Source organism: Alteromonas sp. G4i35, assembly GCF_054960375.1.
Map to the genome: position 1 here is coordinate 66,335 of NZ_JBHNZD010000002.1, position 12,567 is coordinate 78,901.

At 45.8% G+C, this 12,567-nt stretch carries 10 protein-coding genes; 7 read left to right on the plus strand and 3 right to left on the minus strand.

Features of this window, described 5'->3' with window-relative positions:
• Nucleotides 1–375 precede the first annotated feature (375 nt).
• The 4 genes from ACFI6L_RS01285 to ACFI6L_RS01300 are packed head-to-tail and all read left to right on the plus strand — an operon-like array spanning nt 376 to nt 5,109.
• Nucleotides 376–1,845, plus strand: coding sequence for an ABC transporter substrate-binding protein (locus ACFI6L_RS01285; protein WP_462573268.1), 1,470 nt, complete (start codon nt 376–378; stop codon nt 1,843–1,845).
• A 2-nt stretch (nt 1,846–1,847) separates the two neighbouring features.
• Nucleotides 1,848–2,831, plus strand: a complete 984-nt coding sequence (locus ACFI6L_RS01290; RefSeq protein ID WP_039228153.1) for an ABC transporter permease — start codon at nt 1,848–1,850, stop codon at nt 2,829–2,831.
• Nucleotides 2,828–3,697, plus strand: coding sequence for an ABC transporter permease (locus ACFI6L_RS01295; RefSeq protein ID WP_462573269.1), 870 nt, complete (start codon nt 2,828–2,830; stop codon nt 3,695–3,697). The genes ACFI6L_RS01290 and ACFI6L_RS01295 overlap by 4 nt, the downstream gene beginning before the upstream one ends.
• Nucleotides 3,694–5,109, plus strand: coding sequence for an ABC transporter ATP-binding protein (locus tag ACFI6L_RS01300; RefSeq protein WP_462573270.1), 1,416 nt, complete (start codon nt 3,694–3,696; stop codon nt 5,107–5,109). The genes ACFI6L_RS01295 and ACFI6L_RS01300 overlap by 4 nt, the downstream gene beginning before the upstream one ends.
• A gap of 67 nt (nt 5,110–5,176) precedes the next feature.
• Here ACFI6L_RS01300 and ACFI6L_RS01305 read toward each other — a convergent pair whose 3' ends face one another.
• The 3 genes from ACFI6L_RS01305 to ACFI6L_RS01315 all read right to left on the minus strand — a co-directional run bounded on the left by ACFI6L_RS01305 (nt 5,177) and on the right by ACFI6L_RS01315 (nt 7,598).
• The gene (locus ACFI6L_RS01305) at nt 5,177–6,064 is read right to left on the minus strand and encodes an SDR family NAD(P)-dependent oxidoreductase (RefSeq protein ID WP_462573271.1); all 888 of its coding nucleotides are present in this window, start codon (nt 6,062–6,064) and stop codon (nt 5,177–5,179) included.
• Nucleotides 6,065–6,336: 272 nt separating this feature from the next.
• Entirely contained in the window at nt 6,337–7,029 is a 693-nt protein-coding gene (locus tag ACFI6L_RS01310; RefSeq protein WP_462573272.1) for an SDR family oxidoreductase, read from the minus strand.
• A gap of 14 nt (nt 7,030–7,043) precedes the next feature.
• Nucleotides 7,044–7,598: a type 1 glutamine amidotransferase domain-containing protein gene (locus ACFI6L_RS01315; protein ID WP_462573273.1), complete on the minus strand. Its 555-nt coding sequence runs from the start codon at nt 7,596–7,598 to the stop codon at nt 7,044–7,046.
• Between the two features lie 398 nt (nt 7,599–7,996).
• Between ACFI6L_RS01315 and ACFI6L_RS01320 the strand changes: the two genes are divergently transcribed.
• From ACFI6L_RS01320 to ACFI6L_RS01330, 3 genes are all read left to right on the plus strand, one after another.
• The gene (locus ACFI6L_RS01320; RefSeq protein WP_014979950.1) at nt 7,997–8,950 is read left to right on the plus strand and encodes a YihY/virulence factor BrkB family protein; all 954 of its coding nucleotides are present in this window, start codon (nt 7,997–7,999) and stop codon (nt 8,948–8,950) included.
• A gap of 162 nt (nt 8,951–9,112) precedes the next feature.
• Entirely contained in the window at nt 9,113–10,273 is a 1,161-nt protein-coding gene (locus tag ACFI6L_RS01325; RefSeq protein ID WP_462573274.1) for an MFS transporter, read from the plus strand.
• A 104-nt stretch (nt 10,274–10,377) separates the two neighbouring features.
• Nucleotides 10,378–12,561, plus strand: a complete 2,184-nt coding sequence (locus ACFI6L_RS01330; RefSeq protein ID WP_462573275.1) for a marine proteobacterial sortase target protein — start codon at nt 10,378–10,380, stop codon at nt 12,559–12,561.
• Nucleotides 12,562–12,567: the final 6 nt, after the last annotated feature.

The following is a 12,567-nucleotide window of genomic DNA, read 5'->3' on the forward strand; positions in this document are numbered from 1 at the left end:
GCACCGACTTAACATTACTTAATATCTTGATGGTCATTAGCCAGTGCATTTTTTCAAAAAGTAGTTTAGCCCTACCGACTCATTCTGTACATTTATTCAACAAATCGTATATTATCCAATCTGGATCTTTGTTTTACTATTCAGGGCGCCAGCCTAAGAATACTGATACTGATTCACAGGATTCAAATAGACACGAAAAAGCTTAAAGGCTCGAAGGGAATACATAAAAATAATATGCGGATTAGACATCTAACAATTTTACTCGTCGTTGCCAGCGTTCTACTTAGTGCCTGCACACCTTCACAACCTACAAACAAAATTCTGATCAGTGGTCCTTTTGAACCAGTCAATAACGATCCGGCAAGTACCGGCTACATGTTTACACGAATGCAAATTCTGGAAACTCTCATAGACGTGGATAACCAAGGTCAGCTTATCCCAGGACTTGCTAGCTCATGGTCAAATGATGAGGACTTTACTGTTTGGACATTTAATTTACGTCCTGATGTGTATTTTCATGACGGCACATTAATGACCGCCGACGCCGTCTACAAAAGCCTTTCGGTCGCGTTTGGTAAACCAACGCCATTTTCAAAAGATATGATCGCCAACATGGAGGTGGTATCAGAATATTCTATCAAGTTCACCTTGAACCAAAGTTACCGTCCTTTCCCTTCCCTGTTAAGTAATTATGCAACTGCGATCGTGGCACCTGCTACCTTCGGCAAGTTCAATCGAATTAAAACCTTAATAGGTACAGGCCCCTATCAGATTACGCACTTTGAACCACCCCACAATATTACAACCACACGCTTCGACAATTATTGGGGCGAGCCCGCTGTTATTGAAAACGTTGAGTACGTAACGGGTCACCGCTCTGAAACGCGGGCGCTTATGGTACGAACGGGGCAAGCAGATATTGTGTACAACCTCGACCCTGCCGCGGTTAGCATGTTGCGCACTGACTCTAACGTAAACGTGTTTAGCGACAGGATCCCTCGCACCACTTTAGTTAAGTTAAATAGCGGCCATCCTATCCTCTCAGATGTAAAAGTAAGGCAAGCACTGAGTTTAGCGATTGACAGAAAAGGCATTGCATCTGGCGTAATGCGTATATCGAATATCTCTGCTGATCAGCTATTTGGCCCAAATATTCGAGACTGGCATATTCGTTCTACTGCCACAGATAATGCTACCAATACTATTTCAATGGGTGACGCTGACAATAATCCAACAATTAAAAATAGCGTTGAAAATGGCGACTTATTATTAAATAGGAAAAAAGCGGCACAGCTGCTAACCGACGCGGGATGGTTAGTAGGTGAGAATGGAGTACGCTACAAAGATGGCTCGCCTTTAACGCTTGATATGATTACCTATGCCAATCGGCCAGAACTCATTACCATTGCCACAGCAATTCAAGATCAGTGGGCTAGCATTGGAGTGAAGCTCTCTGTCCATATGGAAAATGTAAGTGCCATTCCTTCAGGGCATGCTGATGGTACATTACAAACTGCACTTATGGCGCGTAACTTTGCTAACATCCCAGACCCTCTCGGTATAATGCTGGCTGACTTTTCTTCAAAAGAAGGCGGCGATTGGGGGCCAATGAACTGGCAAAATGAAAAAGTCTTTAGCGATTTAAAGACCTTGAGTCACACCACGGATGAACACGCTTACAAATCGTTGATATCATCAATTATGCAAGAAGTTCAGCAAGACGTTCCTCTTATCCCCGTTATGTACTATGTGCAGCAAACGGCGACTTCTAGCCGACTAAGAAACTTCAGCTTCGACCCTTACGAGCGTTCTTTTCGCGTATCTCAAATGAGAATAGCCCCATAATAATGAGAAAAATCCTACTTCAACGGCTGCTTCAAGCTGTACTGATGGCGTGGAGTGTAGGCACACTCACATTTATTATAACCCGTTCACTACCTGGAGATATGGCTTACAAAATAGCGGCTGGCCGCTACGGTGACGATGCGGTAAGCACAAGTGCCGCTAACGCCGTAGCAGAAGAACTTGGTCTGCACAGAAGCGCTTTCGAACAGTACGTAAGCTGGATGACTGATTTAGCCTCACTGGATTTAGGCAATAGCTTGGTCACGGGGGCCCCCATTGTTGTTGAGCTACAAAATCAGCTTTCTTACACCCTTGTTCTCGCTGGACTCGCTATTCTGGTATCCGCATTAATTGCGTTTCCTCTGGGAATTTATAGCGGCATCAGAAGCGCTCGAAAAAGTGAAAATACTCCTAAAAGCCGTGCTTCTCTTTTTGATAAAACAGCATTAGTGTTTTCCACGTTCGTGCGCTCTCAACCGGTCTTTTGCTTGGGGCTAATTCTCATCTTTATTTTTGCACTAGAGCTCAACTGGCTACCGGTTGCGGGCTCTTCAGGCTTTGTCTATACCATATTACCTGTAATGACCTTAGGGTTAAGCCTGGCGGCTATATCAAACCGCGTAATTCGCAATAGTACTGTTAATGCGGTTCAATCGGGTTACTTCCATTTCGCCAAGATAAAAGGGTTAAGCGCTCTAGAAGCGTTCAGGTGCCATGCGCTACCTAACATTGTAATACCTGCTCTAGCCTTCATGGGCATACAACTTATCGGGTTAATTGAAGGCGTAATTATGATTGAAAGCCTTTTTGCTTGGCCCGGCATAGGACACGGACTTTCCCATGCTGTCTTTGCCCGCGACATCACTATGTTACAAGGCACAGCTTTGCTGATGGGCATGTTATTCGTATTGGTCAACACACTAGTCGATTTAAGTCAGTATGCACTCGACCCAAGGGTGAGAGAGAATCGAGGATATAGCCAATGAAGACACCCGCCTTATCTGTTGAAAAATTGATTGGCTTTTCACTTTTGATGCTGCTCTTATTACTTGCGTTGGGCGAGCCTGTTCTATTGGGAACAAACGGTAATCAACAAAATTTAAAGCAAGTGCTCGAAGCCCCAAGTGCGCAACATTGGTTAGGTACAGATCAGTTCGGACGCGACATGTTAGCCAGAATCTCAGAGGGTCTGCGCATATCACTTTCTCTCGCTGCACTGTGTGTACTAAGTTCATCAATCATTGGCGTGCTAACGGGCGTAATTGCAGCGTGGTGTAGAGGCTGGGTAGATACGACGTTGAATTTCATTGCCAATACGATATTGGCGCTCCCCGGACTGGTACTTATTCTTCTTTTCGCGGCGCTAGTACCCGGCTCTTTCATTATGCTGTATTTAGCCATTTCCTTAGTACTGGCCGTCGAATACTTCAGGCTGGTACGTGCTATCACTCTACCAGTAGTGACAGGCCCTGCACTGGAAAACTCTGCGCTAATGGGTTTTCCAAAACGCTATTTATTTAATAAGCATATATGGCCCGCCATTCGACAAGACGTGTTATCACTTGCTGCTTTTGGTGCCTCCTCCTCAATTATCGCCATGGCATCGGTGGGCTTCGTTTATGTTGGTTTAAAACCTCCCAGCCCTGAGCTCGGGCTGATGATAGTTGAGCTTTTTCCATACTATCACGAAGCACCTTGGCTGCTCGCACAACCTATTTCCACCCTATTCGTTCTCGTACTGGGCTTTCACTTACTTTCTGCGAAGAGTGACAAAACACCTCGTTTAAATAAGTTCATTTTTGACAGCAGCAGTAGACTATCAAAGAGTGATGCATTGGAGCGCAAACTGTGAGCCAATACATTGCTATTGAACACTTATCAATTTACGCGCAAGACACCATTATTGTAGAGGATCTATCCCTTAACCTTGAACAAGGCGAGACACTGACTATATTGGGTGAAACCGGGGCAGGTAAAAGTCTGCTAGCGCAAGCAATTATGGGCGACTTACCACCTGCACTGAGGGTTACGGGAAATGTTCTGGTAAACGGTGTAGATATGCTTCGTGCGAACCGACGAGAATGTGAACAATTGTGGGGGCGAGACATTGTTATGCTGCCGCAAGAGCCATGGCATTCTCTAAGCCCAATGATGAAAATTCGCCAGCAAGTCGCCGAAGTTTTTCGGTTTACATTGGGTAACGGTGCTCGCGAAGCACAAAAGAGTGCGAAGACACAGCTAGACAACCTGGCTCTTAAAGACGACAGTGATAAGGTCCCTTCTCAACTTTCCGGTGGAATGGCACAGCGTGTCGCTTTTGCCTGTGCATCAGCGACTAATGCACCTTTATTTCTAGCCGACGAACCCACAAAAGGGCTAGATGCCGGACGCAAACATCATATTATTGAGCAACTAAAGCAAAAAGCTAACGACGGTACGCTACTTACTATTACGCACGATGTTTCAGTGGCAGAGGCACTGGGTGGTAAATGTATGGTGCTTAAAAACGGGAAACTGGTTGAAACAGGTGATACCCGCAAGATACTGTCCTCCCCGTCATCAAACTATACCAAAACCCTTATTGCGTCGGCTCCGCAACACTGGACGGCTACAGCAAAAAAAACGCATAGGTTTGCACCGCTGGTATCGGTGAATGATCTCACAATTATGAGAGGTAACCGTACACTATTTACTGGCCTTAGTTTTTCTTTAGGGGAAGGCGAAATTGTCGGGCTTTGTGGTGATAGCGGCAGTGGAAAAACGTCTCTAGGTGATGCTCTACTTGGGCTTCTACCCTATCAAGGCAATATTGCGTTTCATACGCTTTTACACCGTTATCAAACCCTAAAGCTATATCAAGATCCCCCAAGTTCATTTGCCGATCACACTACGCTTAATTCATTGATTGATGACGTAATAAAGCTTCACAAGGTGTCTAAAAAGCGTGCTGATTTACTTTCAGCTCAACTAGGCCTTAACCAGCGATTGTTTGAGCGCAGCGCCTCTGAGGTAAGTGGAGGTGAGCTTCAACGCATTGCATTGCTGCGCGCGCTGCTACTAAGGCCCAAGCTACTTATAGCTGACGAGCCAACATCTAGGCTCGACCCCATTACAAGTAAGGCAATTACTCACTTACTTGTCGATCAATGCAGAGAAGAAAATTGCACGGTGCTCTTTATCAGTCACGATAGAACACAGCTAGAAAAAGTCTGTGACCGCGTCATTGACCTTCAGACTCTCACAACATCAAAAGCCGTTATATAACGGCTTTTAGAAGACAATATTCAGGGCACTTTCGTGTGTTTATACGCAAACCGTAGCCGCGAATGAACTAAAAAGTCACGATTTCATCATCAATAAGATGACCTACAGCCTGACTCTGCTCAGCATCGACAAAGGCGCTATCAATAGCGCTAAAGCGCGCCGTAGTGACCTTTCGATAATTCGGGTGGGTATAAATATAAGTTTGCTCTGACTGAAGCGCCTCTATCACGCGTTCAGCTAGCACAGAGGCATCGATTCCCGACTCTACTGCTTTAGTGGCTGCTTGAGCTCCGGCTTTAAGCTTCTCTTTATCAATGCGTTTTTCAGCAGCTACTGCATATTTTTGCTGCCTATTTCTATACGACTCGTGAATGCGGGTTTTCACGAATGCTGGACACAATACAGAAGTATGGATTCCAAAAGGTTTCAGTTCTGGTACCCAGCTTTCCGTCATAGAGACAACCGCAGCCTTTGATGCGCAATAGGCCGCCGCATATGGCATGCCCATCATTCCTGCCATCGACGCCACGTTTAGCACCCAACCTCCTTCGCCGTGCTCTTTAATAGCTGGCACGCATGCTTGTGCGCCATAGAGTACGCCCATAACGTTGACGTCCATTACCCAGCGCCAGGTCTCATGCTCCGAATCTTCAACTTTCCCCGGCGTACCGCCAACGCCAGCATTATTGATGACCATATGAACCTTGCCAAACTTCTCTTTGGCGTTAGCTACAATATCTTCCCACTGAGAGTAATCGGTAACATCAAGGGCGCAAGTCAATACATCGAAACCTTTCTCACGTAAGTCGTTACCCGATTCGGTTAATGCAGCATTATCAATATCGCCCATGACGATATTCATACCCTGCCTTGCCAATGCCTCTGCCAGCGCTAGCCCTATGCCGCCAGCGGCGCCAGAAATAATAGCGGTCTTACCCGTAAATTCGTTAGACATCTTACTCTCCTGTTATTGTTCTTGCGCCGCGGGCCCTTTGGGAAAGCCATTTCAATGAGGAATTAGAAATCGCCTATCTCACTCAATTAGCGCTTATCTACACACCTAGATTAGGGGTAACAGGATGGGGAAAATACTTTATTTGGCTAATTTGAATAGCTTCATGAAATTAATAAGGCAGGTTAAAAGTAAGGGCGGGGCAAACAAAAAAGGGCAGTGACTAACCCTGCCCTTTGCTTGAATAGACTATCTCTTGCCCGTGGTTAGTTCGTTTACTTCGCCGGCATAACATAAACCTCGCGAACGCAGGCTGACTCTTCTGCGCTTAGGGCAAATAATACCGATTTTGCGATATCCGCTGGCTGAAGCTTATCTTCCTTAGGTTCATCAAAAAATGGCGTATTCACCATACCAGGGCAGATAGTTGTACAGCGGCCGCCCCACTCGCGCATTTCTTCTGCGAGGTTCTGACCGAAACCATAAGCAAACCACTTACTTGCCCCATATACAGAGCCTTTCAGGGCTATTCGACCGGCGACCGAAGACGTAATAATGAAGTGGCCTTGCGTATCGCGCAGGTACGGCAATCCGGCTTTTGCAGTATAAAGCAGTCCATTTACGTTTGCGCCCAGCATGCCATCCCAGTCATCTACGTCCCCCTTTTCAATGCCGGCGGCTTTCGCGCCACGCCCGGCATTAGCGAAAATGCCGTCAATGCGACCGAAATGTTCGCTCACCTTTTTAAACGCCGTATCGACATCTTTAAAGTCGCTAACGTCAGTTTTTACAGCGAACGCAACATCATTGCCAAACTCTTCGACTAAGGCACGCAATTTGTCCTCACTTCTTGCTAAAAGGGCAACATTAAAACCGTTATTTACCAGTTGCTTTGCTGTTTCTTTGCCAATGCCGCTGGAAGCTCCCGTTATCGCGATAACCTTTTTATTTGTAGCTGCGGTGGACATACACTTCCTCCTTTTTATTGGGCAACCATTTCACTAATTTTGCTTACGAAAGCAGGGATATCATCTGGGTTTCTACTGGTCACCAGTTTTGCATGGGTCACCACTTCCTCATCAACCCACGTCGCACCAGCATTTTTGAGATCTGTTTGGATACTAGGAAACGAAGTGAGTGTTGCACCTTTCGCTAACCCAGACTCCACCAGCAACCATGGACCATGACAGATAGCACCTATAGCTTTAATACTTGCCGCGCTGTTTGCACTCTTGATGAAGGCAACTGCATCTTCGTTGGTACGCAGCACATCGGGATTGATTTGACCGCCGGGTAGCACAAGGGCATCGTAATCTTCTGGGTTTACAGACGTAACTTGTTTATCAACGTTAATTTCTTTTCCCCAGTTGTCTTCGTCCCATGCTTTGATCGTCGATTGAGCATCAATAGATAGCACATCAACGTCAGCACCTTGCTCAATAAACTTGTCTCTTGGTTGAATCAACTCGCTTTGCTCAAAACCATTGGTTGCCAAAATAGCGATTTTTTTGCCTTTAAGGTTTTGGGTGTTGCTCATAATGTTCACTCCTTTTGAAAGACGAAATGTAAAGCTAGAAAAAACAGGGGTCGCCGCACGACAGGAATAACTGTCCGCCTACCACCTTTAGCAAATCCCATCAGGTGAACGCGTTAGTTTGTGCATGGCATAACCTAGCTCTTACTATCTAGCTAAGGTGCTATTGAAGGTGCAAATTGCAAACCATTCCCAAAGAACAAAGCAAACCATTGATTTTATGAAAATAAATACAAAAAAAGAAATCTCACCAACACCAATAGCCACGCACATATTCAGATTTTGTGAACAATTTACAGAGCTTGTTTCTCGCTCCTTTTTTAAGCTGATGTAAGCCGACAGCGAAGTTTTCATGTATCAAGCTTTAAGAGTTCTATCGTTTAGGCAAAACATGAGGACACATGAGCAAGGAACGTTTCAACCACGCTAAATCTGCATTCGAGCTTTCGTTGAAAAGTTGGTGGAGTATTTCAAAGCGTATTTTCACTAGCCTGCAAAAAGACAACATTCCTCTTATCTCTGCTGGCGTTGCCTTTTACTGCTTGCTGGCTATCTTCCCCTTACTAGGGGCAACTATTGCCTTGTATGGGCTTGTTGTCTCTCCCGATGAACTGCAACGCCACATGGCATTGCTGGTAAACGTGGTGCCAAATGACAGTCGCTACATCATTGAAGAACAGCTTAAAAATTTAACTGAGAAGTCGAATACTGCATTAGGCTGGAGTTTTTTATTTACTCTGCTCTTGTCACTGTGGAGCAGTAGCAAAGGCGCCAACGCACTGATAAAAGCATGCAACATTACCTATAGCGAGGCGGAAGGAAGAGGCTTTTTCAAAGGTATTCTAGCGCGCATTACGTGCACCATATTTATGATCCTTACCGTAATTGTGTCCCTCGCCTGCATCACCATTTTACCCGAAGCAATAAACTGGATGACGTCAAGTGCCCTTAGTACCGAGCAAGCCATGTGGGTGACTTGGCCAGTTATGCTGGCCCTATTTAATATTGCGCTTTCAGCCCTATACCGATATGCCCCTCACCGAAGAGAAGCCCAGTGGCGCTGGGTGACACCGGGTTCAGTTTTTGCCACCTTATTATGGGTAGTAGCCTCGTATGGCTTTTCGATATACCTCAATGAATTTGGAAGCTACAACAAAACCTACGGATCCGTTGGGGGCATTATTATTTTGCTTATGTGGCTGTACTTAACCGCGTATATCATTCTAATTGGTGCAGAGGTAAACTCGTCGATAGAGCTACAAACCTCCGCGGACAGTACGGTAGGAGAAGATAAACCTATGGGCGAAAGAAACGCATTTGTGGCAGATCATACACCGGATGATTTAAGGCGCTAATGCTTAAACTATCTAAGGCGCATGCACTATCTAGCAGCGCCTTCCTCACCATCAATTTTTAGCATCTTTACGAGCATTTCTTTTCATTTTACCTATATCTGAATTTGCCTCATATTCGCGCCGCGAAATTATCTTCTCTTTCCTTTGATGTAAGGCATTACCTTGGACAACACCCTTATCCCGCCAGCCAAAGCGCGGGTTTCTGTTCCCGTTATTGCGCTGGGTATGTACGCAGTTGCGTCTGGCTATTTGATGAGTCTGATCCCACTAATGCTCAGCCATTACAACCTAGACACGACTATCGCCAGTTGGCTGGCTAGTAGCTTTTACGCTGGACTGCTAGTGGGTGCCCTTAGTATTGAACCGTTGGTCACCCGCATTGGGTACAAGCACGGTTTTGCGCTGTGTTTAGGCGTACTATTACTAACTATTGTAGTAATGCCTTTGTTTGCTCACACCGCGGTTTGGCTTGTGGCTCGGTTAGTCGCTGGCGTTGCTGTAGCGGGTGTATTTGTTATCGTAGAGTCGTGGCTTTTACACGGCGACGAAGCTGATAGAGCCAAACGTTTAGGCTTATACATGGGCGCACTGTACGGGGGAAGCTCTTTAGGTCAGTTAGGTATTGGCGCTATTGGCGTAGGCGGCATGCTTCCTTTTGCTGCCATTTTCACTATGTTGATTTTAGCCATAGGCGTACTTTTGTTTGCAAGAAGCGAGCAGCCTGAAGCTTCACACAGTACGCCACTGTCGCTAAAGCAAATATCGAAACTAAATCATGCCGCAATTATTGGTTGCATAGTGTCAGGCTTAACTCTAGGTGCCATTTACGGCTTAATGCCCCTTGAACTATTAAACCGCGGCATTGCTCATGACGATTTGGGTAGCTTAATGGCCTTAATTATTTTAGGCGCTATGGCAGTTCAACCTTTAATTCCTGCGCTATCCAAGTACTTAGGCCGCACGTTACTCATGGCGCTATTTTGTTTACTGGGTGTCGCCGCCATAACATTAACCGCAGCGGTTAGTGGTGTATACGCTTTGGGAGCAGGTCTGTTTCTATTAGGAATGGCAATATTTGCCCTATACCCAGTGGCAATAAATCTGGCCTGCGACAAACTCGATGCTAGCTTCATTGTATGCGCCACACAGGTCATGCTTTTCAGCTATAGCGTGGGTTCAGTAGTAGGCCCACTTATTGCCGATAACTTTTTAGTCGGCCCTCAAGGGTTGATGGGTTACTTATTTGCGTGCTTACTTGCTACCAGTATTTATATGCTGATAGCCAGTGTTAAAACCAAAGGTCGCGCCATGGCAGGCGAGTAACACCTTCGCCACCATTGCCCATTAGATTGCCATAATCTCTGTTCACAATTCGCCCTATTCAGGGCGCTTAATGGTAAGTGTCGATACTAAAGCGAGCTTACCTGATGCTATTTTCCAAAACACCCAAACGGGATTATTTAACGCCTGCCAATACTCACAAACCTTGGTTTAGGGAACGGCAACATGCAGCCAAGCCGCGTAATCACAGGTTGCTTATCCTTACTTCCTTCCTCTGCTTTTTGCTTGGCATAGTAGTTAGCCCGCTAAGTCGCGCTGAGTCTGGCGAATTGATGCTGCAAAGCGTGGACGGTGAGTATTCCCCCGCTCTATTGCATTCAACTGACGTGGATTTACAGGTGAATGGCATGATTGCGCACGTTACCTATTCTCAAAAATTCACTAACACTAGTAATGAATGGAAGCATGCCGTTTACACCTTTCCGCTTAATGAAAACGCGGCGATTAACAGTATGGAAATGCTAATAGGAGACAGAATAATCCGGGGGCAAATTAAGCCGAAGGCAGAAGCGAAAGAAGCATTTGAAGCGGCCAAAAAAGCGGGAAAGAAAGCCAGTTTAACAGAGCAACAACGCCCAAATTTATTTACTCAGCAGGTCGCGAATATAGCGCCGGGTGAGGAAATAACGGTGACACTTCAGTACGTCCAACAGGTAGACTACCGCGATGGAAAATTTACTTTTCACTTGCCTACTACGCTCACTCCTCGCTATTCGCCCGGCATTCCCCTAAATCAGTTTAACGAGAATACAGTGGCTGAAATATCAGGTACAGGTTGGGGAGAACCCACAGATCAGGTACCCGATGCCAGAGCTATCACGCCTTATATGAGAGAAGGCAATGAAGGCCCGCAACTTACGTTCAACGCAACACTAAATACTGGTTTAACGCTTAATAGCGTCACTAGCAGAAATCACCGTGTGAATTGGTCAGAATCCACAGGTAATTATCTTGTCACCTTTAATCAAAGCAATATCAAAATGGACCGAGACATTTGGCTAGAGTGGCAGCCTTCGCCCTCTAGTGCACCACAAGCAGCTATTTTCACTGAATCAAAAGATCAGCATGACTACGCCCTTGTTATGCTAATGCCGCCACAAGTGAAGAGCCAAGATTTACAGGATTTTGATCGCGATATCACCTTCGTTATCGACACGTCAGGCTCTATGGGAGGTCGGCCAATTGTCGACGCAAAAGAGAGTTTACAATTAGCGATAGACCGCTTGAGTGAGAAAGACCGATTTAATGTTGTAGCATTTAACAATGACACCACGCGTTTGTTTGAAACCTCGGTAGAGGGAACAACACGAAACAAGCAATATGCGAGGAACTTTGTAAAGCACCTCAATGCAGGGGGCGGCACTGAAATGGCATCAGCGCTTAATGCCGCACTTAAACCCACGACAGCTGAAAATTTTATAAAACAAGTTGTCTTTATCACCGATGGGGCGGTAGGCAATGAAGCTGCATTGTTCTCGCAAATAAAGAACGAACTGGGTGATGCGCGCCTTTTTACAGTAGGCATAGGCAGCGCGCCCAATAGTTATTTTATGACCCGAGCCGCTCAGTTTGGTCGCGGAAGCTATGTATTTGTTAGCAATACTGCAGATATTAAACAGCAAATGGATAGCTTGCTTTATAAGTTAGAAAGCCCTGTGTTGAGTAATTTAAGCCTCACTCTACCAGCTGGCTATGCACAGTCAGCAGAGATTTACCCTTCTAAGATCCCTGATTTATACGCGGGAGTACCTTTGCTCTTGAATGTGAAACTGCCTCATAACGCCGGTACAAGCGGAAAAATAACCCTTAAAGGCACACTAGTAGACAAGCAGGGCACCACTCGCGAGTGGACCCGTTCGGTAGCAATATCGCCAACGTCGACAGGTTCTACTCAACACATTGGCGTAGCGACTGCGTGGGCAAGAAAGAAAGTGGCGGCGTTAATGGATGAAAAAGCGTTAGGGCGAAATGTAGATGAAGTAAAACAGGACATTCTTGCTGTAGCCCTGCCCCATAAACTTATAACAGAGTTCACCAGCTTCGTTGCTATTGAAGAAAAAATAGCAAATACACAGCGCATACCGTCTTCCACCGAAAACGTAAGAAACTTAATGCCACAGGGAACGCAATTCAGACAAATCAGTTACCCCCAAACCGCAGCGGGTGTATCTGAACATGTCGTATTAGGTATGATTGCCATGCTTTTATTGTCGCTTTTTCACAGCATCGCCTTTTTGCGAAACAAAGGGGGAACGAGGTTAGCACCTTAGGCTCAT

What these genes read in the sequence shown, in the direction of transcription:
- ACFI6L_RS01285 (WP_462573268.1), top strand. Translation starts at nt 376, where the DNA reads ATGTTTACACGAATGCAAATTCTGGAAACTCTCATAGACGTGGATAAC.
- ACFI6L_RS01305 (WP_462573271.1), bottom strand. Translation starts at nt 6,064, where the DNA reads ATGTCTAACGAATTTACGGGTAAGACCGCTATTATTTCTGGCGCCGCT.
- ACFI6L_RS01310 (WP_462573272.1), bottom strand. Translation starts at nt 7,029, where the DNA reads ATGTCCACCGCAGCTACAAATAAAAAGGTTATCGCGATAACGGGAGCT.
- ACFI6L_RS01295 (WP_462573269.1), top strand. Translation starts at nt 2,828, where the DNA reads ATGAAGACACCCGCCTTATCTGTTGAAAAATTGATTGGCTTTTCACTT.
- ACFI6L_RS01315 (WP_462573273.1), bottom strand. Translation starts at nt 7,598, where the DNA reads ATGAGCAACACCCAAAACCTTAAAGGCAAAAAAATCGCTATTTTGGCA.
- ACFI6L_RS01320 (WP_014979950.1), top strand. Translation starts at nt 7,997, where the DNA reads ATGAGCAAGGAACGTTTCAACCACGCTAAATCTGCATTCGAGCTTTCG.
- ACFI6L_RS01290 (WP_039228153.1), top strand. Translation starts at nt 1,848, where the DNA reads ATGAGAAAAATCCTACTTCAACGGCTGCTTCAAGCTGTACTGATGGCG.
- ACFI6L_RS01330 (WP_462573275.1), top strand. Translation starts at nt 10,378, where the DNA reads ATGCTATTTTCCAAAACACCCAAACGGGATTATTTAACGCCTGCCAAT.